Source organism: Streptomyces griseochromogenes, assembly GCF_001542625.1.
Lineage (GTDB): Bacteria > Actinomycetota > Actinomycetes > Streptomycetales > Streptomycetaceae > Streptomyces > Streptomyces griseochromogenes.
In genome coordinates this window covers 5,532,655-5,557,964 of the sequence record NZ_CP016279.1, presented here as the reverse complement: position 1 = coordinate 5,557,964, position 25,310 = coordinate 5,532,655, and the positions used below count along the sequence as shown (strand labels likewise).

Below are 25,310 nucleotides of genomic sequence, written 5' to 3'. Positions count from 1 at the left end.
AGAGGCAGTTGTGAGGGGCCATCGACGACTGATCAGTGACCTCTGGCAGACTCCGTGGCATGGGAATGTTCAAGCGGGCCAATGAGGCGGAGAGCGCTGGTTAGGCCGGGGAGCGAGCCGACCTTGGCCGCCCGGGATAGCGGATGCCGCCGAAGACGACCGGTGGCCACTCCAGCACTCCGAGGCTGGATCGGTAGGAGATCGCTCGGTCGTCCACGCCGGCGGCCCGGGCTGCTTCCACGAACACGGCCATCAAGACCGCGCTGTCCTTGCTGCCGGACAGCTGGGGCGCCAACAGGTCGTAGGAGGTCAGTGCCCTCACCGGTCGTTGACCGGGACATCATCATCAGTCCCATGGCCGCAACGGCCTTGGCCCGGTTGGCGCTGTCGCGCCTGGCGCGGGTTGGCTTGCGCTGGAGCCGTCGGTACCGGACGGCCTCGCCAAGAGTGATGAACGTGCGGTGGTGGAAGTGACCATCGCTGGTGACCGCGGCAGTCTTCACCTCGCGGTCGATCCCCACAGCTGTGTTCGGCATCGTGTGCCGCTCCAGGGCGACCGCACCGTCGTCCACGAGGAACGATGGGCGCGTGTTCGAGGACGAAGCCGGCCAGGGTCGGAGGCCGCTAAAGGGCCACACCCCGGTGGCGGCGGGTCACCGCCACCACCGGGGTGTCGATGGCGGCGCTGATCTGTATCGCTGGCCAACCGCACGAAACACAGCCTCGACCAGCTCGCTGCGTTGGTGAAGACGTGGCTGAAACGCATGCAGTACCGCCCCCGCCTCATCGAAGGTCTCATCGCCGAGACCGGGCTCGACCGCCAACCGCTGTAACCCCAGCCGTTAAGTATCTCTAGCCCCGCTATCACGCACAGTCATCATGGCCCCGCATTGCAACATGACGCCTATGGATTTGCGCTACGGCGTGCTTCCGATGCGCCCCCTCTTCTTCTGTAACCATCAAACGCTTGGGGCCATCCTTGCCGGTAAGCCCCGCAGCCTCGGGGGCGTAGGCCACCCTCTTCATGATCCTCGTACTAGGACAGTGCCGTGACACAAGAAGAACAAATCATTGCGGGTCTGTTGGGAGAATGTAGGGCCGTTTCCGAGCGACTCGCCGCCTATCTCCTGTTGGGTGAAAAGATACTCGCCAGCTCGGTGGTACTCATTTCATTTGGCGTGTCAGTCGCCATTAATTCAGGGAAGCTATACCTACTTATAGGCCTACCTTTCGCCCTCTCATTCCTCGTTGTCTACCTGCTCTTCCTAAACACAGAGGCGCTGTCACTGGGCGGCTACCAGGCAGTATTGGAGCGAGAGGTAGCTAGAAAGATGGGGTACCCCGTGACGCACTGGGAATCTGAAATCGCCCGCCACCGTCACGGAGCGATGGCAAATGTTTGCATCCGGGTCATGATAGGCGTCATCTATGTAGGGAGCGTGACCGTTGCGCTGATTCAGTCCGTGGCGACAACGTCAAGCGAACGCCTTGGCCTGACGAATGGAATATTCTGTATAGTGGGTACTTCGGCCTCAATTCTCATAGGGTCCATCGCAATGGTTCTCTCATTCATCGCCGAGCAGCGAGCTCACGCGAAAATTAAGGGGATTTCTGAGTCGGTGATTCGCAATGGCAGCAGCCTTTAGGCTCGTGAGTGCCTGAGACCCTCAGGTTCACCGCCGATTCCCTGCGGGAATGCACGAACCCGTCGGTTTCCGAAGGCGCCCTCGGTCACCGGAGTCTGCGGATTGACCAGCGTCTCCAGCAGGACTTCGCCAGAAGCGGCGTCCACCACCGCGACCTCCATCACCCGCCCCCACAGGGCATGTGTCTCGGTGTCCAGCACGCAGGCCACACCGGGCTGCAGCATCCGCCGCGCCCAGTGGATGGCCTCGCCCTGCGCGCTGAGCAGCTGGATGCCGTCGGCGAAGCGGGACGCGGCCGGGTTGCCGGCGAGCAGCGCGGCGACGTCGTCCTGCGACGGGGTGCCGTCCAGGGCCGGCTCCCAGTCGATCAGCCAGAGGTTGTCGAGGTTGGCGAAGCGCGTCCAGACCGGCAGGCCGAACCTCTCGCGCAGTTCGTCGACGAAGGCGCGGACGATGGCGGCCCGCTTCGGCGCCAGCTGGGCGAAGGCCCGCAGCGGGGACGGCCGGCCGGGCTTGGTCGCCTGTACCGCTTCCCAGTCCACGCCGGGGATGTCCTTGAGTGCGTCCAGGTCCCCGACCCGGTACATCGGCACCTCGACCACCTTCCGGTGACCGCGGTCGCCTGACCACACCGTGCGCTGCACGTGGCTGACGGGCGCGAGCCATCCGGTCTCGATGCAGTAGTCCAGGTCCCGGCGCCGGATCTCCAGGTGCTGCGCCGCCAGCTCCGGCCCCAGCATCCGTGCGGCCAGCACGTCCGCCCTCAGGTCCTCGTTGCCGGCGAGCCGCTCGACGTCCTCAAGCGCCCACCGCCCGAACCGGCCCGGCGTGACGCCCTGCTCCTCGGCAACCTTAGAGACGGCCCGCCCCTTGTGACCTGGGACGACCTGCACCAGCACGCGGGGGAGGGGCTGACCGTGCTACTCGGCCCCGCCGCCGAGCCCATCCGCGCCCTGGCCGCCGGCCGCAGCGGCCTTGGCGAACACCTCCTCGCCCCCTGGCGGCAGCTGCCCGGCATCCGGCTGCGCCTGGAAACCTGCTGGCTCGGCCACGCCGGCACCGGCCCCGGCTCACTGCGCCTGGCCGCCCGCACCCTCACCCTCGCCGACCGGCTAGGCATCCCGGCCGTACTGATCAACGCCGTCCGCTACGCCGACGTCGACCAGCACCGCCTCGCCGACGTCCTGGACGCCGCCCGCCTGCTGCGCCCCATCGACCGCCGCCGCCTCGACTCCGGCGAGCGCTGGCTGAAGCCCCCGGCCGCCATGGGCGAGACCGCCCGCCGGACCGCCGAGGCCGCCGGCCACGGCGACGACCGCGCAGCCCGTCTGCTGGCCGACACCACCGCCACGGCCGACGCCTGCACCGTCGACCCCGTCGAGGATCTCGGCCTGGGCCGCCCCCACTTCCCCGAACCCGCCGTCGTCGGTGCCCCCGGAGGCCTCGAACACGCCGCCGGCCTGCTGTGCGAGCGCACCGAAGCCGGCCTCATCCGCCGCGGCCTCGACCGCGCCCCCCGCGCCCGCCAACGCCTCGAAGAAGAGCTCGACTGCATTCGCACGCTCAAGTACGACACGTACTTCCTCACTGTCGCTCAAGTCGTCGCCGACGGCCGCGAGCTCGGGATCAGGGTCGCCGCCCGCGGCTCCGGCGCCGGCAGCATGGTCAACCACACGCTCGGCATCGCCACCGCCAACCCGCTGGACTACAACCTGCTCTTCGAACGGTTCCTCTCGGTGCGCCGCGCGAGCCTGCCGGACATCGACATCGACGGGGAGTCCGCCGCCGACTCGAGGTCTACGACCGCATCATCGACCGGTTCGGCAACGAACGCGTCGCCCTCACCGGCATGCCGGAGACCTACCGCGCCCGCCACGCCCTGCGCTTCCCTGTCAACTTCTGCGTGTTGAAAGTGGGGTCGGCTTGTAGAGCGGCCGCCGTCTGGGTGTCCGGGCTCAGGATTCCGAGCGGAATTGCTGCAGGAACTCCTGGAAGGAGTGCGCCCCACTGCCCGTTAGTGGGGCGCCGTGGGCAAAGCCGACTGCGTTGAGGTTCTGGGGGATGCGGGCAAGGCTGCCGGGCCTGAGGTCGGGGTCGGCGGCGAGTGCGGCGGGGCCGATGGCGAGTTTGCCGCGGTTGAAGGCTGCGTCTCCCATGAGGATGGTCTTGCTCGGTTCGTGCAGCAGCACGATGTGGCCGGGCGAGTGGCCGGGGGTGTGGATGACGCGCAGTCCGTCGCTGCCTTCCACTACTTCTCCGTCGGAGACGGTGCCGTCTGCGGTGGTGGGGGTCCAGTGGAGTTTGGGCAGGTGGTCGATGAGGCGGCCGATGGTGCCGGAGCGTCCCTCGGCTGGGACGCGTCCGGCTTCCAGCCAGGCGCGGTCAGCGTCGTGGATGAGGATGTGTGCGCCGGTGTGGCGGCGGAGTTCGGCGGCACCCTGTACGTGGTCGGGGTGGGCGTGGGTGAGGATGACGCGGCGGATGTCGGAGGGCTTGCGGCCCAGGGCGGCGATCGTGTCGAGGAGTGCTTCGGGGGCTTTAGACCAGCCGACGTCGATGAGGGTGAGACCGTCGTCGCCGTCGATGAGAAAGGCGTTGTCACGCTTGCTGGTGGCGATCTGGGTGACGCCGGGGGAGAGCTGGCTGTGCATGAGAGTTCCTTGATCGTGGAGTGTGCAGTCCCTGACGGGGAGGGAACGGTGTTGGAGCGGCGCCGACACCGCCCCGACACCAGCTCAGTGGCCGCGTGCGGCCGCCGGGGCGGGTACGTAGCCTTCGCGGGCGAGTTTGGGCAGGATGCCGCCGTTGGCCAGGATGTCGAGGACCAGGGGCGGCAGTGCGCCTCCGTCCAGGCGGGTTCCGGACCTGGTGTTCTCGGCCCAGCCTTCGGCGAAGTCGAGGCGTGCGGTGTCGCCGTCGGTGAATGCCTTGGTGGCGCCGGGGACGGTGAGTGCGGGCAGGCCGTGGTTGATGCAGTTGCGCAGGAAGAGGGAGTTGAACTCCTCCGCGATCAGTGCGGCGATACCCAGTTCGAGAAACAGCGCGGCGACGGGGCGCGATGAGCCGAGGCCGAAGTTGCGGCCCGCCACCACGATGTCGCCTGCCTGGACCTGGTCGGTCCAGCCGGGGCGCAGCTCGTAGAAGATGTGGCGGGCGGCTTCGGGTACGGGCAGTTTCATGGCGAAGGCGGGGTACATGGCGTCGGTGGTGACGGAGTCGCCGACGACCCAGACGTGTCCGGTGATGAGGGTGTCCATCAGCTGAGTTCTCCTCGCGGGTCGGTGACGTGGCCGGCGAGGGCGGAGGCGGCGACGGTGGCGGGTGAGGCCATGTAGATCTCGGCGTCGGGGCTGCCCATGCGGCCGGTGAAGTTGCGGGTGGAGGAGGTCAGGCAGACCTCGCCGGGGGCGAGGAGTCCCATGTGGTAGCCGAAGCAGGCGCCGCAGGTGGAGTTGGTGACCACGGCGCCGGCGTCGGCGAGGTCCTGGAGGTAGCCGGCGCGCATGGCGTCCTTATATACCTCCTGAGAGGCCGGGGTGATCAGCAGTCGTACTCCCGGCGCGACTTTGCGGCCACGCACGATGTCTGCGGCGATCTTGAGGTCTTCGAGTTGTCCGTTGGCGCAGGATCCGATGAAGCACTGGTTGACCGGACGCTTCTCGATCGCTGATATCGGCAGCGAGTTGTGGCTGACGGTGCCGGGGCGGGCGACGTAGGGCTCCAGTGACGAGAGGTCGACGGTGCGTACGGCGGCGTAGGTGGCGTCCGGGTCCGGATCGGCTGCTGTGTAGGAGTCGGGGGCGGCTCCGTGGGCGGCGAGGAAGTCGCGGGCGAGGTCGTCGATGGGGAAGGTGGAGAAGTCTGCGGAGATCTCGGCGCCCTGGGTGGCGATGGTGCGCCGGTCGTTCATGGGGATGGAGGCGAGGCCGGGTCCGCCGTATTCGAGGTTGTGGTTGGTGGCGTCGCCGTAGGTGCCGCCGATGTACAGGAAGATGTCCTTGCCCGAGACAGCGTCCGGCTTGGTGCCGGTGAACTCGTAGCGGATGGTGGGCGCGGCCTGGAACCAGGTCTTGCCGGTGCACAGGATCGAGTACACCTCCGCCGGCCCCAGGCCGCGGGCTGCTGTGTTGTAAGCGCCGCCTGCGCAGGTGTGGGAGTCGGTGCAGGCGAGGATCTCGCCGGGGCGGGCAAGGCCGTTCTCGGCGATGACCTGGTGGCAGATGCCGTGCCGACCGACGTCGTAGAACTTCTCGATGTGGAAGTCGCGGGCGAACGCGCGGGCGTGGGTGCCGCCGATCGCGTCGTGAACGTTGGGGGCGGGCACGGCATGGTCCATGATCACCGCGACCTTGTCCGGGTCGTTGATCTTCAGGGGCTGGACCCAGCTGGTGGCGAACTGCAGGTCGATCATGACGGTCATGTCGACGTCGCAGACCACCGTGTCACCGGCGCTGACCTTCTCCACGCCCGCTTTGCGGGCGAGGATCTTCTCCATCATCGTCATGCCCATCAGGCACTGTCCTTCGCGTTGTCGTGGTAGCGCTCGCCTATTGCGGACCACTCGCGCAGCCCGACGAGCTCGAACAGACCCTGCGGGCCGGGCATGGCCTGGGGCATGGTGCCGCCGAGGCGGCCCAGGGCCTCCAGCCCGTGCAGGACGTAGGGGGCGAGCAGAGCGCCGGGGTGGATAGCGATGCGGTAGCCGAGCTCGGCGAGCCGGTCGGGCGCGGTGTCAGGGGTGAGGCCGCCCTGCACCATGTTGATCAGTAGCGGGGCGTCGACCTCGGCGGCGATCTTCTCGATTTCCCGGATGTTCTGCGGGGCTTCGACGAAGAGGACGTCGGCGCCTGCGGCTGCGTAGCGGCCGGCGCGGTCGATCGCCTCGTCGATGCCCAGCGGTCCGCGGGCGTCGGTCCGCGCGATAATCACCAGGTCGTCATCGGTGCGTGCCTGGAGAGCGGCGTCCAGCTTGGCGGTGAACTCCTCGGGGGTGACGAGCTCTTTGTCGGGCAGGTGGCCGCACTTCTTGGGAAATGCCTGGTCCTCCAGGTGGAGGGCGGCGACTCCGGCCTTCTCGTACTCGCGCACGGTGCGCGCCACGTTCATCGGTGCGCCGTAGCCGGTGTCGGCATCGGCGATGAGCGGGATGCCGCCGAGTGCGGTGACCACGATGCGGGCCCGCTCGGTCATCTCGCTCTGGGTGAGCAGCCCGATGTCGGGCAGGCCGAACCCGGCGACGGACACGCCCGCGCCGCTCAGATAGGCGGCGCTGAAACCGGTGCGCGCCACGAGGTGGGCGGAGAGGCCGTCGAACACGCCCGGGGCGGTGATCAGGCTGTCCTGGGCGAGCAGCGCGCGCAGCCGGCCGCCCGCGGTGGCGGGACGTGCTTGTTGAGACGGTGACATGGGGATTCCTCGCGGTTCGTGGCGGATCAGTCGAGGACGCTGCGGGCGGGTGCGGCCAGCAGTTCCACCAGACGGTCGAGATCGGGCTGTTCTTCGAGGTCCAGGACGATGCGTTCGATCTCTGCGGCCCGGTCGGCATCGATGACTGTGGTAGTCAGCGCCCGGTGCTTCTCACGGATTTCCGTGTTGGTGAGCGGGTCGTCCGGACCGCCGTGGGGCTGGTTGAGGGCCTGGGTGAGGACCTCGCCCCCGCGCAGCGTGATCGTGAGGCGGGTGTTGTAACCGCGCTGGGTCCAGGCGGGGTCCTGCGGCTCGTCGACCTGCTTGACCTCGGTGCGGCCGATCAGCTGCCAGACGTCTTCGGCGTCGATCCGGGCGGGCGTGAACTGCTCCGGCCGCACGTGGCAGTCCAAGAGGGCCACGGCAGCGGCGTAAGCGATGTTCATCTGGGCGCCGATGGTGGTCAGGGGGCGCTCGGGGGTCCACCACCCGTGGTGGTAGATCGCGTCAGGGACCTCGATGAGGATTGAGTCGATGTCGTCGGCGCTCAGCGTGCGGCCGTCGGCCATCGCGATGGCCGCGTCGATGGCGGGATGGAGCAGCCCATGGCCGCGTGGATCTTCACCGTGATCTGCTCGGTGTTCCATACCTGGCCCAGGCCCTTGGTGATCTGGGTGGCGTCGGGGTCGTGGCCTTCACCGAAGGTGGACAGGAAGCCGCCGTAGGGGCGCTCGAAGACCCTCTTGATGCCGGTGTAGCCGGCCTGGGCGAGCCCGGCGGCGTAGAAGCCGTTGCGGGAGGCCAGACCGTGGTGCATCCGCTTGGACATGGCCTCGTACTGCGCGGCCATCAGGCCCGCGGACTGTGTGGCGGCCAGGCCGAGCGCGTCCTCGAACGCGGCGGCATCCAGGCCGCGCAGGACGCCGGATGCGGCGGCGGCCGCATGCGTGCCGAAGACCGAACCCGAATGCCAGCCACGGGAGAGCATTTGCGATCCGTGCAGGGCCAGGCCCACCCGGGTGCCCGTCTCGAAACCCAGGATCGACGCCCTCAGGAACTCCGCGCCCGTGACCGACGGCAGCTGCGATGCAGTGGACAACAGTGCCGGCAGGACCAGGGAAGTGCTGTGCAACGGCGCGGCCGGGTAGTAGTCGTCGAGCTCGAAGCCCTGGATGAACGTGCCGTTCAGCACGGCGGCTGCCGGGCCGCTGGTGGTGCGCCCCCAGCCGATCACCGGGACGTTGCCGGAGCCCTCCAGGTTCAGGACCGCTTCTACGGCGGTGCGCGACCAGGGCAGCTGGGCGCCGATCAGTGCGCAGGCCAGGCCGTCGAGCACCAGGTGTGCGGCCCGCTCCCGCACGCTGGCAGGGATCTGTTCCAGCGAGGTGGTGGTCAGCCAGGTGGCCAGCTGCCCCGTGGGGCCCTCAGGGTCGGTGGGCTGTCGGGCGGTCGTCGGCGTCGGTGTGGACACCGCGCTCACCTCCAATGTCGTGGGACTCGGCTCGGGCGGAAGGAGTGGTCCGGTCTCCCGCGACCATCCCGCATTACAATTTATAACATCTAGTTTCAGCGGGTCGGTGGGTAGCATGGGCGGGTGGCACTGAAGCGAACCTCTCTTCCCCGTACCGCCGAGGCTGTGGCCCTGGCGGAACTCCGCGACGCGATCGTCCGCGGTGACCTGCCCCCCGGCGCCCCGATCCGCCAGAGCGCTGCCGCCGAGGAACTGGGGCTGAGCGTCATTCCGGTCCGCGAGGCCCTCAAGACGCTGGCCGGGGAGGGGATCGTCACCTACGTCCCGCAACGCGGCTACACCGTCACCGAGTTGAGCCCACAGAGCGTGGACGGCATCTTCCGGATCAGGGAACTCCTGGAGGGCGAGGCCGAGGCGAACGCCGCGGCCCGCATGCGGCCCGAGGACATCGCCGCGATGCGCACCGCCCTTGAGGCCCAGCGAGCCGCCGTCGCCGGAGTCGATGTGCCGGGCACGATTTCCGCCAACCGGATTTTCCACTTCGCGCTGCTCGACCGCTGCGACAACGAATGGATGCTGCGCTTCATACGGCAGCTGTGGGAGGCCCTGGAGCCGCACCGGGCGCTGGCCTACCGGCGGGCAGCCGCGGCAGGGGACGCCGTCCGGGCGGAGGCGATCCTCGGCGAGCACGAGGGGATCGTCGCCGCCTTCGAACAGGGCGACTTCCCTCTTGCCCTGCGCCTGCTTGCCGAGCACCGCACCGGCGGCCGGGCGGACTTCCACCGTCTGCTGGTGGTCGACGCGGCACCGGTGTAGCCCTGTCTAGATGCCCTCGAGGGCGACCGCGTTGGTTCGGGGGCCGAGCATGGCGACCGCGAGGGCCATCAGTGCGATGATGCAGGCGCAGCTGAGGTAGACGGGGCCTGCGCCGAGCGTGTCGAGGACGGGCAAGGTGCAGAAGGGCAGGATGGCCGCCACCAGGCGGGAGAGCGAGTAGGTCCGGCCGAGTGCGGTGTTGCGGACCTCGGTGGGGAAGAGTTCGGCGCCGTAGGTGCGCGAGACGGTGGCGTTGATAACACTCATCAGTGTGGTCAGCAGCCCGGCCGGGACGATCACCCAGACGGAAGTTCCTATACCGAAGATCGTGCCGGCGACGGCCACCAGCAGGGACGAGACGATCACCAGGGTTCTGCGCTGGATCCGTTCGGCCAGGTGCATCAGCACATAGCACCCGAGCGGATAGCCGATCGCCGTCATGGCCGAGTACGTCAGCGAGTCGACGACGGTGAATCCCTTGTGCAGGAGTACGAGGGGGGCGATCGAGGCGAAGCCGTAGAACCCGACGGGCCCCAGGGTCTCCATCAGGCACACCAGCAACGTGCGGCGCCGCAGGACAGGGCTCCAGAGCTTGGGACGGCCGCTCCGTTCGCAGGCTTCCTCACGGCCGAGTCCCAGTGCGGGAGCGGCGGTGAAGGTGCCGGTCACCGGCAGGCCGGCTGTCTCCTCGATGCGGTCCATCGCGGCGAGTGCCTGCTGGGGTTTGTGGGTGGCCAGCCATCGGGGCGATTCGGGAAGGTTGCGGCGCAGCAGGTAGACCACGAGAGCACCTGCGCCCGCCAGGGTCATGAGCCAGCGCCAGCTGGAGGCGCCGAGCATGGTGTGAGGGAGCCTGGCTGCGAGCACTCCGGCCGCGGGCACGGCCAGCATGCCGAGGCCATAGGCGGTGGCCAGCATCCTGCCGCGGCGGGCTGCGGGCATGAGCTCGGTGAGATACGTGTCGACCAGGGCAAGCTCAGCACCGAGTCCGATACCGAGCAGGAACCGCAGCACGATCAGATGGGTCGGGCCCTGAGCGCACGCGGCCGCGACGGACAGCGCGGCGTAGGCGACGAGGTTGATCTGGAACATCCGCCGCCGCCCAATGCGGTCGGCGAGCCCTGACAGGGCAACCGCGCCGAGAAGCTCACCGGCGAACGTCGCGCTGATGAGCAGGGACTTGCCCGTCGTGGTGGCGGCCCAGTCCACCGGCAGCAGGGGAATGAGCAGGCTGCTGAGGGCCACCTCGAAGAAGTTGAAGAAGGAGCCGAGACCGACGACAGCAAGCACCCTTCGGTGCCAGCGGGTCAGAGGGAGACCGTCGAGGCGGGCCGCGACGAGAGACTGCAGCTGGCGTGTGTCGGAGATGTTGCCCACGGACGGCGAAGCGCCGCGAATGTCTGCCATTGTCCCGTCCGGTTTCATTATTTGTAACCTGGGTTTCACATTGGGAGGCCGAGAGTGACAGGGGCGTACACCCTCGTCAAGGGGTGAGGCGCGACCGCCCTGAGTCGGCGAGCAACGCCTTGCAGTCGGCACACAGGAGGCATTAGGTTTCAGATAATGATCCCAATGGTGTAAATGTTGAGACAGGAGAGATCGTGGCGGATCAGACCCAGGGCGGTAACACCGCGCGGCGGGCTCTGCGGCTGCTTGAGGCCGTCGCCGCGTCACGGGAACCTGTCGGCTTGCAGGAACTGGCGGAGACCGTGGGGCTCAGCAAACCGACGGCCTACCGACTGCTGCGCGTGCTGCAGGAGGAGTCATACCTGACACGGGCGGATTCCGGCGGATATCGCATCGGCACACAGTCGATGGCCCTCGCCGCCCAAATCATGCCCCGGGCCGACGTGTTCGTCGATGCCCGCCCCGTTCTGCAGGCCCTCGCCGGGCTTTCCGAGGAGACGGCGACGCTGCACTTGCGGGCCGGGGACGAGGCCATCTTGGTGCTCGGAGTCGACAGCGCCCATGAACTGCGCCGGGCAGCCCGCCTCGGCTCCGCGACTCCACTCCACCGCGGATGCAGCGGGCAGGCAATCCTGGCCCATCTCCCCGTCCGCGAGGTTGCCGCGGTCCTCAAGCGGGTCGACAGCGACCTGGACACGTCACAGGTGGTCCAGGCGCTGAGCGCCGTACGCGACCAGGGGTTCGCCCTGTCCGAGGGCGCCAATCACCCGGGGCTGACAGGCGTCGCCGCGCCGGTGCTCACCGCATCTGGCCGGCCGGCGGCATCCATCGCCGTCTCCGGACCCTCTGCACGCTGGACGGCGGAGAAGGCCAGGGAGTTCGCCAGCGTACTGACCGAGCACTGCAGCCGAGTGGCCGAACTGTTCGCTCCTCTCCCGCCTGCGGACAGGACGTAGCCAAGGAGCTTGTCGCTGCGCGATGAAGAGTTGGTGGACGGAGCTCATGAGTACGGCTCAGGGAATCCCATTGGGTCGCGGCTGCGTCGGCACAGCCCGTCTGAAACAATCCAACTCCACGTACCCCGCCCCATGACCGACTCAACGAGCCTGCACCACGTAGGACGGTCTTAGAGGTCCTAACAGAAGTGGTTGATCATGTGACTTTTGGCCTGCCCGCTCGTTGGTCTGGTCGTGGGGAAACGTCAGTCGCGGCCGTGGATCGTGTCGGATGAACTGTGGGCCCTGATCGAGCCGTTGCTGCCCAAGCCGGGGCCGAAGCTGGTCGAGGGACGGCCGAGGGTGCCGGACCGGCAGGCGTTGTGCGGAATCCTGTTCGTGCTGCATACCGGCATCCAGTGGGAGTACCTGCCCCAGGAGCTGGGCTTCGGTTCGGGCATGACCTGCTGGCGGCGGCTGGCCGCGTGGAACGAGGCCGGGATGTGGGACCAGTTGCATGTACTGCTGTTAAAGAAGCTGCGGTCGGCGAAGAAGCTGGACTGGTCCCGGGCGGTGATCGACTCCTCCCATGTGCGGGCGGCCCGCAGGGGCCCAAAAGCGGTCCCAGCCCGGTCGATCGCGCACGGCCGGGCAGCAAGCACCACGTCGTCACCGACGCCCAGGGCATCCCGCTCGCGGTGTCGCTGACCGGCGGCAACCGCAACGACGTCACTCAACTCCTGCCCCTGCTCGACAAGGTCCCCCCCCTGTCGCCGGGGTTGTCGGCCGGCCCCGGCACCGGCCCGACGCACTTCTCGCCGACCGCGGTTACGACCACGACAAGTACCGGCGCCTGCTGTGGCAGCGCGGCATCCGTCCCGTGATCGCGAGGCGAGGCGAGCCACACGGCTCCGGCCTGGGCATCTTCCGATACGTCGTCGAACGGACGATCGCCTGGCTGCACGGCTTCCGCCGCCTGCGCATCCGGTGGGAGCGACGGGACGACATCCATGAAGCCTTCCTCGGGCTCGCTACGTGTCTCATCACCTACCGACACGTCCGCCGCCTTTGTTAGGACCTCTTAGCGAAGAGGTGCAGCTGGGCGATGCGCTCCATGGTGGTGAACGGCGCGCCCACGGCCTGTTCGGTGGCTTCCCGCTCTGCCGGCAAGTCGAAAGCGCGGGCCGCCTCGGTCAGAAACGAGAGCGTCCGTACTGGAGCATGCCGGGGTTGCGCATCTGCTCCCTGGGCCGGACCTCACTCACAGTTTTCCAAGATCTGTCGGGCTCGCCCGCCGACACCGCGCGTGCGCGTACATGGCTTCGTGCATCTTTGGAAACAGCAGATGTGGACGAGGTTGGGAGGCGGTTGATGATCTTTCCTCGCCTGGATGTTCGATGAGAAATGACGGCACTACTGTAACGGCGCTGGAAGCTGGTTCACGTCCCTGACAAGAGCACAGCTCCCCGGCGGGGCTGTCGCGGCTACTGGGGAAACCGACGTGACAGGCGATGCCTGCTGAGGAAGACTCGCGTCGTGCGCGATCGTGTAGATACCCCCTCTGGCCTGGTGCTGCGGAGATGGAAGGCCGAGGACGCCCAGGCGGTGATGACCGCGTTCGCGGATCCGTTCATGCGTGGCCAGTCCATCGAGCCGGTTGATTCTGTCCCGGCTGCCGAGCGGTGGATAACGGCTCATGGTGACCAGTGGGCTGCGGACTCTTCTTACTCCTTCGCCGTCGTCGACGGCGGTGGCCTCGTTCTCGGCCAGGTGTGTGTTGGCCCAGTGGATCGGCGTCATGCCACTGGATGGGTGTCCTACTGGACGACGGCAGCTGCCCGTGGCCGGGGCATAGCTTCCCGTTCCTGCCGTGCTGTGGCCCGCTGGGCCTTCAACGACGCCGAACTCTTCCGGCTGGAGCTCGGGCACCGGGTGAACAATCCCGCCTCATGCGGAGTGGCTCGCGCTGCCGGCTTCGCGGTGGAGGGACAGCAACGACAGAAGCTCGAATACGACGGTGTCCGCTTCGACGTGGAACTCCACGCCCGCCTGGCAACGGATGCGGAGCCCGTGTCCTTGTAAGGCCGGCTCCAGCCCGTGGCACGTCTTTGGTGGGATTGAGCGAGAGGTGGTGCGGGACAGCCCGCCGCCCGTGAGGGCCGGCGGGCTGTCGGGTGAGCGCCTCTATCAGCTGACCTTGGCGGGTTCTTCGGCACGGGCTCGGGTGCTGGCCAGGTGGTAGGAGTCGGTGCCGGTCTCGATGATGGTTCCGTTGAACGTGAGCCGGTCGACGATGGCCGCGCAGAGCCGAGGGTCAATGAACCCCTTGGTCCAGCCGCCGAAGGACGTCGAAACGGCGTCACGAGTGGCCCAACTTCTGCCGACCTTCGAAGCGTCATCGACAGGGTTGGCAAAGGTCAGCTGCACGACGTCAGCGACATCTCGGCAGCCTTGAGGGGCTATTGATGGGAGTACAAGGGATGAATATTGAGCAGCTCATGGAGAGACTGGGCCGCTCAGGCGTCACTGTGATCCTCAAGGTGGACGACGAGAGGATGGTGGAAGGTGGTGAGCCCTGGATTTTGGTGATGTCGGGTCCAGGACTGGGCGAGCAGGGATTCATTCGCGCTGAATCTTCCAGCCTCAGTGACTGCCTCGAAGAGGGTTTCAGGCGGCTGCGTTCCCGGCCCGGCGACTGGGAATGGCTGGCGGAGATCTCGTAACCAATACAACGAGGCCCTCCCGAACTTCTCGGGCGGGCCTCGTGCCGTTTGACGGCAGTAGCTGACAGTAACGTCAGCGGAGGGGTACGGCGCAGGGTGGCGGTTCGTCGCCATTGGCTTTGTTCACGAGAACCGGTTCTGGTCCAACTTCTGTGGAGCGCCCACGCTCTCTGACCTTCTGGGACAGTGTGGCCCTTCGTGGCATCGGGCGGGAGCCGGGACGCTGAGCGGCGAGGACACCCTCGCACGGGATGTGCCCACTCGTGAAGGCGCCCCGACGGACTGCGTCTTCAGTGCTGGTGCGACGATGCGGGGATGCGCGAGGTCGATGAGCTGCTCAACGTCGATGATCCAGCCTGGCCGCTCCTTCTCCAGGAGCTGTCCGAGGGGCACGGGTGGTCCCGCTGGGCGACCCGGTGGAGCCGCTGTACGGCCGTGTGCCGCTCTCGTGTCAGCGGGGCGGACACGAGGCCGCCGCATAGCTCAGGAGGCGGGAAAAACCGTGTCGACTCCACGAGCTCGAGCCCGCATAGCCCCCGCCCTGGAGAGGGCAGCCGCCGGAGAGCACGGCTGCCCGTCGCCGAAGTGCCGAGGCGTCAGCTTACGGTCTCACAGGCGCCCTGGCGGGAGGTGTAGGTGAAGGACGTGGCGCAGTAGTACCCGGGCGTCACGTTGTAGTCGAAGTTCCAGACAACGCTGTACCAGCCGCCGCTCTCGTAGAAGTTACCCGTCTGAGCGATCACACCCGAGGGGCCGTTGATCTCCATGTTCACCGTGCCGGCGCTGGGGAAGTGCGTCGAATTCTCGATGTAGTAGACGAACCTCCCGCTACCGTTGATATTGATGCAGACCTCGAAGCTGCCACCCGCGCAGCCGGACGCGGAGAAGGGCCGGACCCCCGCAGCGGAGTCCCGGTAGATGTCGACCGTACCCTGCGCCGTCTTGACCTCCTTGACCAGCACCGAACCCGCAGGAGCAGCCACGGAGTGAGTCGGCGTCACGCTGCTGACGCTCGCTGCGTCGGCAGCCGCGGCCCCGGTCGCACCGACCGTCGCCCCCAGGGCCATGGCGACCGCCGTTGCCTTCGCTGCGGTCAACGCCCATCTCTTCGACATGAACTTATTCGTCATCTAATCCCCGTTTCCTTTCGTTGCGCGGGAACGGCTGGATACCGCACGGTGACGCTACGGACACGGGTCCTTCGGTCGTCCTAGATTCGTCCTAGTGCGAGGTCAGCCGGGGGGAGCCGGTGCTGATCGTGAAGTGCCGGGGTCAACATGAGGTTCGGCGTGCTGGGGCCGTTACCCGCGCGGATCACCGGGCGCGAGGTCCGGCTCGACGGGCCGCGGCAGGCCAAGATGCTGGCCGGGTTGTTCTGGAGAACCAGAACAACCCGGTTCACCTGGTACTACCGAGCGCTCGGCTCGCGGTGGCCGCCGCTGCACGGGGCGCCCGCCGTTTGTTCTGCTGCACCAGAACAACCCGGTTTACACCGTGTCCTATGTGGTGAGGCGTCGTTGGTCTCGTCATGGGGCGGGGTACATGGAGTTGGATTGTTCCGGACGGGTTGTGGGAGATCGCGAAGCCGCTGATTCCGCCGTCGAAGGTGCGGCCTCAGGGCGGCGGGACTCAAGACACGCCTGATGAGACGCTGTTCGCGGCCGTCGTCTATGTGCTGGTCAGCGGGTGTGCCTGGCGAGCGTTGCCGCCGTGCTTCGGCGTCTCGAAGTCGACTGCCCATCGCCGGTTCCTGATCTGGTCCCGTGCTGGGGTGTGGGGCCGGCTGCACCAGGCCGTGCTCGACAAACTCGCGGCCAAGGACCTGCTCGATCTCTCCCGCGTGGTCCTCGATACCGCCCATGTGAGGGCGAAAAGGGGGGCGAACTCGCAGGTCCGAGCCCCGTGGACCGGGGTAAGCCCGGTTCCAGGATGCATGTCCTGTCCGACCGGTCGGGACTGCCTCTCCTGGTCGGTATCTCAAGTGGCAACACCCACGACAGCCAGGGGCTCAAGCCCATGATCGCCGGGCTCCAATCGAGACACGACCCCGATCGGGGCCGACGCTACAAGCCCCGAAAGCTCCACGCCGACAAAGCCTATGACCAGCCCGACCTGCGTAAATGGGTCCGGGGCAAGCGCATCGGCGTGCGCATCGCCCGCAAGGGCATCGAATCCAGCGAGCGTCTGGGGCGTCACCGTTGGGTGATCGAGCGCACTATGTCGTGGCTGTCCGGCTATCGCCGAATCAGCCCCCGCTGCGAACGAAATCCCCGCAACTACCTGGGCTTTCTGGGTCTCGCAGCCGCACTCTGCTGCTACAAGCGATACGTCCGCCTCGCCACATAGGGCACGGTCTAAAAATTCCCGTATACGAGGCTGGTTCTCCAGGAACGACTCTGACTAGGTGTTTGAGAACCTCTCGCTCGGCGATCACGGTGCTCTTCTCCGGCCCCGATCGAAGCGAAACGACTCCTCCCGCCAAACGAGGAATCCTGCCTGTACAGCTCAAGTGAGCCACGTAATGTCTTGAATGCGCAGCTGCTCCCGATCATGGCTAGATTGCGGTGCTGTGCTCCTCTTAGCTGACTTCTACGCTGGTTCGGTCACCCGGTGAAAGCTTGTCTGGCCGGTCGCCAGAGCTCGACCGGCATGAGAAAGGGGGAGGCGTGACAACACAAGACTTCACGCATGACATCGACACCATCCTGTGTGTCGGCAACGGCTATTGGATCTTCAAGGGCAACAAGTGTCTGAAGACCAACATGGCTGGTGACAAGTTGCTGGTCGACGAAATCGACATCACCGCCAGCGGCGCATGGCCGGCCCTGGCGGGCACGCGGTTCGCGCGAGACCTGGACAGCATCGCGTTCTCCAACGAGTCGGGCTACTACTGGTTCCTCAAAGGCGACTCGTGCATAGCCACCAACGGCGACGGCAATCAGATCGTCTGCTCCGAGCGAAAGATCGCGGGCGGGGGCGGATGGCCGGCTCTCGACCGGTAATCACGGGTTCACGTCGAGGGTCCTCCTTTAGGTTCGCCCCTGAAGGAGGACCTCGGCTGCGGCACGATCGAGTCGCCGGAGATGAGCCTGCGCGACATCACCAAACGCCTCGTCATCACCACCGGCACGAAGAAAGGCCAGCACCCCTCACCCGCCACCGTCATGCGCATGCTGCGTGAACACGACGAGCACACAACCGCGATGGAAACCACCGGCTGACCCGCGACCCAGCCCTTGATGCTGACTCCGCGAGATGAGTGATCACCTCGTGCCCGTCTTGGCCTGTGCGCCCACCAACTACCAGTAAGGCCCGTGGGGATGGGCGCCGCGCAAGAGGCCAGTGATCGTCACGGTGGGGGTTGAAGACACCCCCGGCAGGCTTCGGGCGGAGACGGCGCGGCATGGTCTCACCAGGGAATCGGCCCGTCCTCGGCCAAAAAGGCGCCCGTCGGGCCGTCCTCGCCCGCCGTCGCCAGGTCAACCGCCACGGCCGCGCCCTCCTCCGCCGTGCGTATCCCGGTGTGGCGGTTGAGGTCGGTCGCGCAGTAGCCGGGACTCACCGCGTTGACCAGGATCCCTTCGGCGCGCAGTTCATTGGCGTAGAGCACGGTGATCGCGTTCAGCGCGCTCTTCGAGGTGCAGTAAGGGAGGAGAATCGAGGAGTAGGCGGACCACGGGCTGCCCGGGTCGGCCAGGTGGGTGAGGGAGCCGAGTTCGCTGGACATGTTGACGATGCGTGCGGCGGCGGAGCGGCGTAGCAGGGGGAGCATGGCGTGGGTCACCGCGATGAATCCGAACACGTTGGTCTCGTAGACCTGCCGGACGGTAGCGGCTGGGGTTTCACTCGGCTTTTGCGGTCCGGCGGCGATCGCGGCGTTGTTGACGAGGATGTCGAGGCGGCCGAACGTGGCGTCGATGTGCTTGGCGGCGGCCTGGACCGAGGTCTCGTCGGTGACGTCCAGCGGAACGAACCGTACGTCGGCGCCGCCCGCGCGAAGCTCCTCGGCCGCCGCCTCGCCACGCTCGGCGTTGCGGGCGCCGATCAGCACGGTGATGCCGAGGGCTGCGAGCCTGCGCGCCGTTTCCTTGCCGATGCCCTTGTTCGCGCCGGTGATCAAAGCAGTCTTCTGCGAAGTCGTCATGGCACCCAGCCTCCCCTCACCCACGGGCAGCAGGGAAAGACCAGAAGACTCTGGATCTATAGTCCACAGATATGAGTGAGCTAGAGGTGCGGGAGCTGAGGTACTTCATCGCGGTCGCCGAGGAACTGAACTTCAGCCGGGCCGCGCAACGCCTGGGGATGGCGCAGCCTCCGCTGTCGAAGGCGATCGCTCAGATGGAGTCCCGGCTCGGGGTACGCCTGCTGGAGCGCACCACCCGGCAGGTGACGCTGACCACCGCCGGTCAGGTGCTGCTCGACCAGGCCCGGATCGCGGTCGACGCGGTGCACGCGGCGGCCCGGCGAGCACGCCGGGCCGGTCAGCCGACACCCCAGCTCGTCGTGGCGGTCAAACCGGGAGGCGATGCCGGGCTGCTGCGGGAGATCCTCGCCGCCTACCGGGGAACGGGTTCGCATCTGCCGCCGCCTGAAGTCGTCGTCGGCGGCAGCGGAGAGCCGATCGCCATGCTGCGGGACGGCCGTGCCGACGTAGCGCTGCTGCGCAGCCCGTTCGACGGTCAAGGGCTGGATTCCCAGACACTCGTGGTCGAGCCGCGACTGGCCGTCCTCCCCGCCGCGCACCGCCTGGCCGGACGCCGGCGACTGCGGCTGACCGACCTCAAGGGCGAACCGATCCCGCGCTGGAAGGGGGCCGCCCCCTCCACCACCGCCTACTACACCGGATACGACGGCGCAGAAGCAGGCGATGGCCACACAGGCTTGGCGCCGGCTGACACTCCTGAGGGGCCGCTCGTGGCCAGCGTCGAGCAACTCCTGGAGGTGGTCGCGCTGGGGCAGGCGGTGGCGTTCCTGTCACGCTCCACCACCGAGCGGCACCAGCGCCCGGACATCGCATACCGGCCGGTCACCGGCCTCAGCCCCAGCGCGGTCATGGTCGCCTGGCCGGAGACCTCGCGATCCGCAGCCGTCGCCACCTTCGTCCAAGCCGCCCACGACGTCGCCACCCACCACCCTGACCACATGACCGCACTGGCCTGACCGGAGTACTCAACCCCTGGTCGCGCCGACCACGCGCTTCTTTCCTCGCCCCGATACCAGACAGCAACCGGCGCGAAGAATGGCCAGCCCCCACCCGTCACCTAGGTGATGTGTGTATCTCAGCCAGGGCGCTTAGGGTTCACGGCCTTGTTGACGATCTCGAGTCGGTTGCCGTCGAGGTCGATAACGTTCGCGGCGTAGTAGCCGGGGCCGAAGTGCGGACGCGGACCGGCTCCGCCGTCATCCTGGCCGCCGGCGGCCAAGGCGGCGAAGTGGGTTGCGTCTACTTCGTCCAGGCTGTCTGCGGCCAAGCCGAGGTAGAGGCCGGTCTCGCCGGGCTGCCGCTCACGCAGCCAGATACTGGCGCCGATGGCTTCCCCCGATCCGTAGACCCGATCGCAGAGACCGAAGAGGTTGGGGACGCCCGGGGTGTCCGATTCGTAGAAGCCGATCTCTCTCCACCCGAGCGGCTTGAGCGCCGCGAGGTAGAAGGCGCTCGCGCGGCCGAGGTCACTCACCGTGATGTAGACATGGTCGATCATTGCAGAGTCCCTTTCGATGCTGTTCGATACTCAGGCGTTCGCACAGGGCGTCGTCACCGTGGACCGGGCGGCCCCACTGCTGGCCGTGCTAGACCACGTAGTCGTCAGGCGACAGCGCCCAGGGCGGCGCCGGGCTCCGCCGGGGTCAGGCGTCACCGAGCAGGTCACGAGGCGGCCCAGATGTGTGCGTTGCGCCTGGCGAACTCGCCGAAGGCGGTGGACGGCCGACCGGTGACCTTCTCGATGTCGCCGGAGGGCGTGGCTCCGTTGCCGTCGATGACGGCGCCGGTGAGCCAGCGCATCATCACCGCGAAGTCGGCGGGGATCCCCGCGGTGAGGAGGTCGGTGATCCACGCCTCCTGGTCGATGTCGTGGTAGGAGACGGGGCGGCCACTTACGGCGGCGATGGTGTCTGTGACCTCGCGGAACGTGAGGGCCTGCGGGCCGGTGAGTGCATAGGTGACACCCGTATGGGCCTCGGGGGCCAGCAGCGTCTCGGCCGCGACCGCCGCGATGTCGGCCGCGTCGACGAAGGCCTCCCTGCCACCGGCGCTCGGCGCCGTCAGCACTCCGTCGATGACCGGGAGGTGGTCGTCGGCGAAGTTCTGCATCACCCACGCGGAGCGCAGCACCGCGTGGGTGATGCCGGGCCGGGAGGCCAGATCGGCCTCGACCGCCGCGATGTCAACGCCCGCCGGCGCCTGGTCGGCGTTGTAGACACTCAGGTAGGTGACGTGGCGCACACCGGCCGCCTCGGCGAGGTCCAGGAAGGCTGCGACCTGGGCGGCGTAGCTCAGGCGCAGAGTGGGTGCCACCAAGTAGAGGCGGTCGACGCCGGCCAGGGCGCCGGAGTGGGTGGCCGGGTCGTCCCAGTCGAATCGGACGTCCGCTCCGCTGCGCGCCGCGGTACGCGGGGTGATTCCTCGCCCGGCGAGCGTGTCGGCCAGCAGTGAACCGGTGCGCCCGGTGCCGCCCAGGATGAGTGCGGCGGGGGATGTGTTGTCGTTCATGACTCCACGGTAGAAGTCCAGAGCGAGACATTCCATGCGTATGTCGCTCAGTTCTTTACGTGATGCTCTCACGGCTTGACCATGATGCTCGTACTGGTCAAGCTGATCGCATGGACCTACTGTCTGACCACCTGGTGCGGGCGCGCGCCACCGGCGCGGTGTTCGCACGGACAGTCGCCGAACCACCGTGGGGACTGCATCTCGGCGGGTCGACACAGCTGTCCGTTCACACCGTCGTCCGTGGCCGCGGCTACCTCTGGCTGGACACCCCCGGCAGCTCCGTGGAGCTCATACCGGGAAGCGTCACGCTGGTGCGCGGCGGGCCGCACCACTACATCGGGCATGAGCCGGGTGCCGCATGCCTGGAGCCCGAGGAGTTCCGGGCCCGCCACGCCCGGACGAGCCCCGAGGACCACCCGCAGGCCACGGTGTTCCTGTGCGGCGCCTACCAGTTCTCCGGAGAGGTCGGCAGCGGACTCCTTGACGCACTGCCCCAGGTCCTGACCCTCTCGGCGGCCGACGACGATCCCCTGCGGGACGTGATCACTTTGCTCTCCCGAGAACTGGTCCGAAGCGAACTCGCCCAGCAGATCGTCCTGGATCGCCTCCTGGACCTGCTTCTCGTCCTGGCCATCCGCTGCGACTTCCGCCGCAGTGCGACCGCACCCAGCTGGTACCGGGCGGCCGCGGACCCTCGCCTTGCCGCCGCGCTGCGGGCCATGCACGAGAATGCGGCCCACCCATGGACGGTCCCCGAACTCGCCGCGATCAGCGGCCTGTCCCGGGCCGCCTTCGCGCGGGTGTTCCGGGAGGCACTCGGTCGGGCCCCCATGCAGTACCTGACCGAATGGCGCATGACCGTCGCCCGCGACCACCTGCGCGCCGACGAACTCACCCTGCCTCAGATCGCCGACGCCGCTGGCTACGGCTCACCCTTCGCCTTCGCCGCCGCCTTCCGCCGCCACCACGGAGAGCCACCCGGAACCTGGCGGCAGAGGGAGCGAGCGACCGCAGCAACTCGACTGCTCACCAATACCCACCCTGGACCGTGAGCGTTGCCCTGTCGGCAGACGATGGCGAGCTCAAGCGGTCAGCGCATCACCGCTGTTCAGGAGGTCAGCGCAGACCTCTGCCGGAGTTCGGTAGCCGTGGGTCTTGCGCGGACGGTGGTTGAGCTCGTGGGCGATGGCGTCGAGGTCGGCCTGGCTGAACGTGCGGAGGTCTGCGCCCTTGGGGAGGTACTTCCGCAACAGCCGGTTGGTGTTCTCGTTGGTGCCGCGCTGCCACGGGCTCCGCGGCTTGCAGAGATAGATCGGCATACCCGTCTCGGCGGTGATGGGCTGGTGTTCGGCCATCTCACGTCCCCGGTCCCAGGTGAGCGTCCGCCGCAACCGGGGTGGGATGCCGAGAAGGCCGCGGGTGAGGTGCGGTGCGACCTGCTCGGCCTTGATGCCGTCGGGCAACGCCACGATGGCGGTGTAGCGGCTGGTGCGCTCGACGAGCGTCGCGACCGCCGAGGGCCGTGTGCCCATCACGAGGTCGCCCTCCCAGTGGCCAGGCACCTTGCGGTCCTCGACCTCGGCGGGGCGGGCGCTGATGGACACCATGCCGCGGATCACGCCACGCCCGGCGACGACGCGGGTCGAAGAGCGAGAGGTAGATCGCCTCGTGCGAGACCTGCATGGAGACGTCGCCGGGGAACTGACGTCGCAGCCGGCCCGCGATCTGCTCAGGCGACCAGCACAGGGCCAATTTGGCCTCCACCAGCGCCCGCAGAGCGGGCTGTTGGGCGAGCTTGGCCTGCTTGGGCCGCCGCCCACGCGCGTAGGCGGCCGCGTCTGCGGGCGCAGCACGGTAGTGGTCCCGGCCGCCGTTGCGGGCGATCTCGCGGGAGACGGTTGACGCTGATCTGCCCAGTCGCTTGGCCAAACGCCGGGCCGACTCGCCGGCCGCGATACCGCGGGATATCTCCTCTCGCTCGCTGCCGGTGAAATGCCGCTTCGACCGCTGCTGCGGGGCCTGGCGGACGCCGCCGCTCTGGTACAGAAACCGGCGAACGTGATGCATCGGCGCCCCAAGCGCCCGCCCCATCAAACTGAACGACTGCCCTTCACGCCAGCGTCTCCAGATCTCGTCCTGCTGAGCCGACGAAAACCCATAGTCACGCACCTGTGCCTCCACGACCATGATCATCCGTGGGTGGTGCGTTGATCACTTGAGGGTGCCATCGTTTGCCGACAGGCGGCCGACGCGTCCAATGAACCCGCGCAATCCGGGGGTTCGCAGCGGCCCGAATCCAATCAGATCCGACGGCGATTGCTGACAGGGTTTGACGACAGATGGGGTCCGATCCTCCGTACGGAAGGGGCTTCTCGGTGGCGAACCTGGTCTACAAGCGGGTCTCGACCGACCAGCAGTCCACCGCCCGACAGAGCCTCGTCCTCGACGAGGCCGGGATCGAGGACCCCGTCGTCTTCGAGGAAGACCCAGGCACCTCCAGCCGCCTTCACCCCCTCCAGCGCCCGAAGTACCGCGCGCTCCTCGACTACGCTCGGCCCGGGGACACTGCACATCTCCGAGATGTTCCGCCTCGTACGCGGCACCGGGCACATCCTCGACGTGCTCGACATCCTCCACCGCGATCAAGTGGCGCTGCGCATCCACGACGGCGCGTTCTCCGCGTTGGACCTCACCGCCCGCCCCCCGCGCACCGGCGAGCTGCTGTCCACCGTGAAGTTCATGGTGCAGACCCTCGCCGCCGGCGAACTCCAACGCGACCTCCAGCGCGAGCTGATCTACGACGGACTGCGCGCCGCCGAGACCAAGGGCAGCAAGGGCGGCCGCCGCCCCGCCGTTCCTGCCGACAGGACCGCCGACGTGCGCGCCGCGTACCTGGAGGGCCGCTCCATCGCAGCCCTCGCCCGTGACCACGAGGTCAGCCGCGGCGCCATCCGCACCGCCGTCGCCGACCTCCTGCACGACCACACCGCCACCACGGAGGACGCCCCCATCCCGGAGCTGCCGGTCACCCTCGACATGCCCGGCAAGGTTGCCGACTTCCTCCGCGCGATCGAACTGGAGCCCGCCGAGCGGGACGCGCTCGACCAGGGGGTGGTCGTGCGGCGTGGCCAGGGGTACACCCTGCGCGTCACCGCCGTCCCGGCCGTGCACCGCCAGCTCCTCGCCCGCTGCCGGCCGCTCGACGGCTGCCAGGGCGTCCCGGTGGCCCCGGCCCAGCGCAAGGCCCGTCGTGAGTACGAGAACCGGGTGAGCACACTCGTGCCGCCCGGATCATGATCAATCTCACCGGGATTTCCTGTACCGCAACTACTCACACCCGGATGAGTGCGGACACAGCCGAGCACGACCTCACTCGGACAGCGCGACCGGGGACCACATGCCGAACCACTGCTCAGCGCCGTAGGCCTCGAACCGCTCTACCTCGATGAAGCCAAGCTTCGCCGCCAGGCGCATCGAGCGCTCGTTGGCGCTCTGGGTGGCGAGTACGACTGGTTCGCCGGGAAGTGCGTCGGCAAACCAGTCCAGTGCCGCTGCGCACGCCTCGGCGGCGTATCCGCGTCCCCAGGCCTCCGGCAGAAGGAGGTAGCCGAACTCGGCCTTCCCGGCAGCCACCTTGGCGAGACCCTGCGCGGCCGCGCGTTCCCGCCCGGCCTGGATGACTACATCGCCGACAAGGCTCTCGCCCGTCACTCCCGCCAGCTCACGGTCCCGCAGCCCGGCCGCCGGACCCCGGAGCCGGACCAGCTCACTTAGAACTCCTAACGAAATGATCTTCGGGGTGGTTGGATCACTCCGGGACTGGCGATCCGGGGGTGTGGGGTGGCTCGGCCGAAGCCGTGGCATGTTGATGACGAGCTGTGGACGGTGATCGAACCGCTGCTGCCGAGGGTGGAGCGGCGGACGCATCATCCCGGGCGTAGGCGCCATCCGGACCGATTGGTGTTCCAAGGCATCCTGTTCGTGCTGCATACCGGAATCGCCTGGGAACACCTGCCGCAGGAGCTCGGCTTCGGCTCGGGCATGACGTGCTGGCGTCGCCTGGCCGAGTGGACCGAGGCTGGTGTGTGGCCCCGGCTCCATGAGGTTCTCCTGGCCAAACTCCGCAGCGCGAACGTGCTGGACTTCTCCCGTGCTGCGGTCGACGGCTCGCACATCCGGGCGTTACTGAGGACG

Annotated in this window: 24 protein-coding genes and 9 pseudogenes; 16 read left to right on the top strand and 17 right to left on the bottom strand. The window is 67.8% G+C overall.

What is annotated here, in order from left to right; genetic code table 11:
• Positions 1-100: 100 nt before the first annotated feature.
• Positions 101-322: a hypothetical protein gene (locus tag AVL59_RS53665; protein WP_067307822.1), complete on the bottom strand. Its 222-nt coding sequence runs from the start codon at positions 320-322 to the stop codon at positions 101-103.
• Positions 323-695: 373 nt separating this feature from the next.
• Here AVL59_RS53665 and AVL59_RS56895 point away from each other — a divergent pair.
• Both AVL59_RS56895 and AVL59_RS52445 read left to right on the top strand, forming a co-directional pair.
• Positions 696-833 (top strand): annotated as a pseudogene (locus AVL59_RS56895) (IS630 family transposase); the annotation flags it as partial.
• 216 nt (positions 834-1,049) lie between these two features.
• Entirely contained in the window at positions 1,050-1,646 is a 597-nt protein-coding gene (locus tag AVL59_RS52445) for a hypothetical protein (protein WP_159400033.1), read from the top strand.
• On the opposite strand, the gene AVL59_RS54795 is transcribed toward AVL59_RS52445, so the two are convergent.
• Positions 1,643-2,545: a 3'-5' exonuclease family protein gene (locus AVL59_RS54795; protein WP_237281973.1), complete on the bottom strand. Its 903-nt coding sequence runs from the start codon at positions 2,543-2,545 to the stop codon at positions 1,643-1,645. The two genes, AVL59_RS52445 and AVL59_RS54795, sit on opposite strands and share 4 nt — an antisense overlap.
• On the opposite strand from AVL59_RS54795, the pseudogene AVL59_RS23680 reads away from it, so the two are divergent.
• Positions 2,483-3,531: pseudogene (locus AVL59_RS23680) on the top strand (DNA polymerase III subunit alpha); the annotation flags it as partial. The gene AVL59_RS54795 and the pseudogene AVL59_RS23680 sit on opposite strands and share 63 nt — an antisense overlap.
• A 70-nt stretch (positions 3,532-3,601) precedes the next feature.
• On the opposite strand, the gene AVL59_RS23675 reads toward AVL59_RS23680, so the two are convergent.
• From AVL59_RS23675 to AVL59_RS54785, 6 genes are all read right to left on the bottom strand, one after another.
• The gene (locus tag AVL59_RS23675) at positions 3,602-4,297 is read right to left on the bottom strand and encodes an MBL fold metallo-hydrolase (protein WP_067307815.1); all 696 of its coding nucleotides are present in this window, start codon (positions 4,295-4,297) and stop codon (positions 3,602-3,604) included.
• Between the two features lie 84 nt (positions 4,298-4,381).
• Positions 4,382-4,903 (bottom strand): LeuD/DmdB family oxidoreductase small subunit, encoded by a 522-nt coding sequence (locus tag AVL59_RS23670; RefSeq protein WP_067307812.1) that lies wholly within the window; start codon positions 4,901-4,903, stop codon positions 4,382-4,384.
• On the bottom strand, positions 4,903-6,156 hold the full coding sequence (locus AVL59_RS23665; protein WP_067307809.1) for a 3-isopropylmalate dehydratase large subunit: 1,254 nt from the start codon (positions 6,154-6,156) through the stop codon (positions 4,903-4,905). The genes AVL59_RS23670 and AVL59_RS23665 overlap by 1 nt, the downstream gene beginning before the upstream one ends.
• Positions 6,156-7,052 (bottom strand): isocitrate lyase/PEP mutase family protein, encoded by an 897-nt coding sequence (locus AVL59_RS23660; protein WP_067307806.1) that lies wholly within the window; start codon positions 7,050-7,052, stop codon positions 6,156-6,158. Before AVL59_RS23660 ends, AVL59_RS23665 begins: the two co-directional genes overlap by 1 nt.
• 26 nt (positions 7,053-7,078) lie before the next feature.
• Positions 7,079-7,621, bottom strand: coding sequence for a hypothetical protein (locus AVL59_RS54790; RefSeq protein ID WP_237281640.1), 543 nt, complete (start codon positions 7,619-7,621; stop codon positions 7,079-7,081).
• Positions 7,600-8,523: an MmgE/PrpD family protein gene (locus AVL59_RS54785; protein ID WP_237281639.1), complete on the bottom strand. Its 924-nt coding sequence runs from the start codon at positions 8,521-8,523 to the stop codon at positions 7,600-7,602. The genes AVL59_RS54790 and AVL59_RS54785 overlap by 22 nt, the downstream gene beginning before the upstream one ends.
• 123 nt (positions 8,524-8,646) lie before the next feature.
• Between AVL59_RS54785 and AVL59_RS23650 the strand changes: the two genes are divergently transcribed.
• Positions 8,647-9,339: a GntR family transcriptional regulator gene (locus AVL59_RS23650; RefSeq protein WP_079146926.1), complete on the top strand. Its 693-nt coding sequence runs from the start codon at positions 8,647-8,649 to the stop codon at positions 9,337-9,339.
• 6 nt (positions 9,340-9,345) lie between these two features.
• On the opposite strand, the gene AVL59_RS23645 is transcribed toward AVL59_RS23650, so the two are convergent.
• Positions 9,346-10,746 (bottom strand): MFS transporter, encoded by a 1,401-nt coding sequence (locus AVL59_RS23645; protein WP_067307800.1) that lies wholly within the window; start codon positions 10,744-10,746, stop codon positions 9,346-9,348.
• A gap of 194 nt (positions 10,747-10,940) precedes the next feature.
• Between AVL59_RS23645 and AVL59_RS23640 the strand changes: the two genes are divergently transcribed.
• The 3 genes and pseudogenes from AVL59_RS23640 to AVL59_RS23625 all read left to right on the top strand — a co-directional run bounded on the left by AVL59_RS23640 (position 10,941) and on the right by AVL59_RS23625 (position 13,763).
• Positions 10,941-11,702 (top strand): IclR family transcriptional regulator, encoded by a 762-nt coding sequence (locus AVL59_RS23640; protein WP_067307797.1) that lies wholly within the window; start codon positions 10,941-10,943, stop codon positions 11,700-11,702.
• Between the two features lie 234 nt (positions 11,703-11,936).
• A pseudogene (locus AVL59_RS49065) lies at positions 11,937-12,756 on the top strand (IS5 family transposase).
• A gap of 461 nt (positions 12,757-13,217) precedes the next feature.
• Positions 13,218-13,763: a GNAT family N-acetyltransferase gene (locus AVL59_RS23625; RefSeq protein ID WP_067307789.1), complete on the top strand. Its 546-nt coding sequence runs from the start codon at positions 13,218-13,220 to the stop codon at positions 13,761-13,763.
• 105 nt (positions 13,764-13,868) lie between these two features.
• Here AVL59_RS23625 and AVL59_RS23620 read toward each other — a convergent pair.
• Positions 13,869-14,039 (bottom strand): annotated as a pseudogene (locus tag AVL59_RS23620) (ATP-binding protein); the annotation flags it as partial.
• A 122-nt stretch (positions 14,040-14,161) separates the two neighbouring features.
• Between AVL59_RS23620 and AVL59_RS23615 the strand changes: the two are divergent.
• Positions 14,162-14,404, top strand: a complete 243-nt coding sequence (locus AVL59_RS23615) for a hypothetical protein (protein ID WP_079146925.1) — start codon at positions 14,162-14,164, stop codon at positions 14,402-14,404.
• Positions 14,405-15,000: 596 nt separating this feature from the next.
• Here the strand turns inward: AVL59_RS23615 and AVL59_RS23610 are convergent.
• Positions 15,001-15,534, bottom strand: coding sequence for a hypothetical protein (locus tag AVL59_RS23610; protein ID WP_067307781.1), 534 nt, complete (start codon positions 15,532-15,534; stop codon positions 15,001-15,003).
• Between the two features lie 398 nt (positions 15,535-15,932).
• Here AVL59_RS23610 and AVL59_RS50780 point away from each other — a divergent pair.
• The 3 genes from AVL59_RS50780 (at position 15,933) to AVL59_RS50775 (ending at position 17,625) form a co-directional block, all read left to right on the top strand.
• Positions 15,933-16,750, top strand: a protein-coding gene (locus AVL59_RS50780; protein WP_099053115.1) for an IS5 family transposase whose coding sequence is annotated in 2 segments (ribosomal slippage) — positions 15,933-16,275 and positions 16,275-16,750 — 819 coding nt in all. Because the reading frame shifts where the segments join, the coding sequence is not laid out codon by codon here.
• 320 nt (positions 16,751-17,070) lie between these two features.
• The gene (locus tag AVL59_RS23600; RefSeq protein WP_067307775.1) at positions 17,071-17,406 is read left to right on the top strand and encodes a hypothetical protein; all 336 of its coding nucleotides are present in this window, start codon (positions 17,071-17,073) and stop codon (positions 17,404-17,406) included.
• 81 nt (positions 17,407-17,487) lie between these two features.
• Positions 17,488-17,625 carry a hypothetical protein gene (locus tag AVL59_RS50775; protein WP_237281638.1) on the top strand — a complete coding sequence of 46 codons (138 nt, stop codon included), beginning with the start codon at positions 17,488-17,490 and terminating at the stop codon, positions 17,623-17,625.
• A gap of 188 nt (positions 17,626-17,813) precedes the next feature.
• Here the strand turns inward: AVL59_RS50775 and AVL59_RS23595 are convergent, their stop codons facing one another.
• A complete protein-coding gene (locus AVL59_RS23595; protein WP_208870434.1) occupies positions 17,814-18,548 on the bottom strand; it encodes an SDR family oxidoreductase in 735 nt (244 codons plus the stop codon).
• Between the two features lie 71 nt (positions 18,549-18,619).
• Between AVL59_RS23595 and AVL59_RS23590 the strand changes: the two genes are divergently transcribed.
• Positions 18,620-19,564 (top strand): LysR family transcriptional regulator, encoded by a 945-nt coding sequence (locus AVL59_RS23590; protein WP_067307773.1) that lies wholly within the window; start codon positions 18,620-18,622, stop codon positions 19,562-19,564.
• A gap of 119 nt (positions 19,565-19,683) precedes the next feature.
• Here AVL59_RS23590 and AVL59_RS23585 read toward each other — a convergent pair whose 3' ends face one another.
• The 3 genes and pseudogenes from AVL59_RS23585 to AVL59_RS23580 form a co-directional block, all read right to left on the bottom strand.
• Positions 19,684-20,106, bottom strand: a complete 423-nt coding sequence (locus tag AVL59_RS23585; RefSeq protein ID WP_067307770.1) for a VOC family protein — start codon at positions 20,104-20,106, stop codon at positions 19,684-19,686.
• A 4-nt stretch (positions 20,107-20,110) separates the two neighbouring features.
• Positions 20,111-20,221 (bottom strand): annotated as a pseudogene (locus AVL59_RS54780) (DNA-3-methyladenine glycosylase I); the annotation flags it as partial.
• Positions 20,222-20,270: 49 nt separating this feature from the next.
• A complete protein-coding gene (locus tag AVL59_RS23580; RefSeq protein ID WP_067317665.1) occupies positions 20,271-21,116 on the bottom strand; it encodes an NmrA family NAD(P)-binding protein in 846 nt (281 codons plus the stop codon).
• A gap of 110 nt (positions 21,117-21,226) precedes the next feature.
• Between AVL59_RS23580 and AVL59_RS23575 the strand changes: the two genes are divergently transcribed.
• On the top strand, positions 21,227-22,168 hold the full coding sequence (locus AVL59_RS23575) for an AraC family transcriptional regulator (protein ID WP_067307763.1): 942 nt from the start codon (positions 21,227-21,229) through the stop codon (positions 22,166-22,168).
• 30 nt (positions 22,169-22,198) lie between these two features.
• On the opposite strand, the pseudogene AVL59_RS56585 reads toward AVL59_RS23575, so the two are convergent.
• A pseudogene (locus AVL59_RS56585) lies at positions 22,199-23,285 on the bottom strand (IS30 family transposase).
• A 170-nt stretch (positions 23,286-23,455) separates the two neighbouring features.
• On the opposite strand from AVL59_RS56585, the pseudogene AVL59_RS54765 reads away from it, so the two are divergent.
• Together AVL59_RS54765 and AVL59_RS23565 are read left to right on the top strand one after the other, a co-directional pair.
• A pseudogene (locus AVL59_RS54765) lies at positions 23,456-23,623 on the top strand (hypothetical protein); the annotation flags it as partial.
• A gap of 73 nt (positions 23,624-23,696) precedes the next feature.
• Complete coding sequence (locus AVL59_RS23565) at positions 23,697-24,413, top strand: serine integrase family protein (RefSeq protein WP_237281636.1); 717 nt, start codon at positions 23,697-23,699, stop codon at positions 24,411-24,413.
• A gap of 72 nt (positions 24,414-24,485) precedes the next feature.
• Here AVL59_RS23565 and AVL59_RS23560 read toward each other — a convergent pair.
• Positions 24,486-24,743 (bottom strand): annotated as a pseudogene (locus AVL59_RS23560) (GNAT family N-acetyltransferase); the annotation flags it as partial.
• A gap of 213 nt (positions 24,744-24,956) precedes the next feature.
• On the opposite strand from AVL59_RS23560, the pseudogene AVL59_RS23555 reads away from it, so the two are divergent.
• Positions 24,957-25,301 (top strand): annotated as a pseudogene (locus AVL59_RS23555) (transposase); the annotation flags it as partial.
• Positions 25,302-25,310 lie beyond the last annotated feature (9 nt).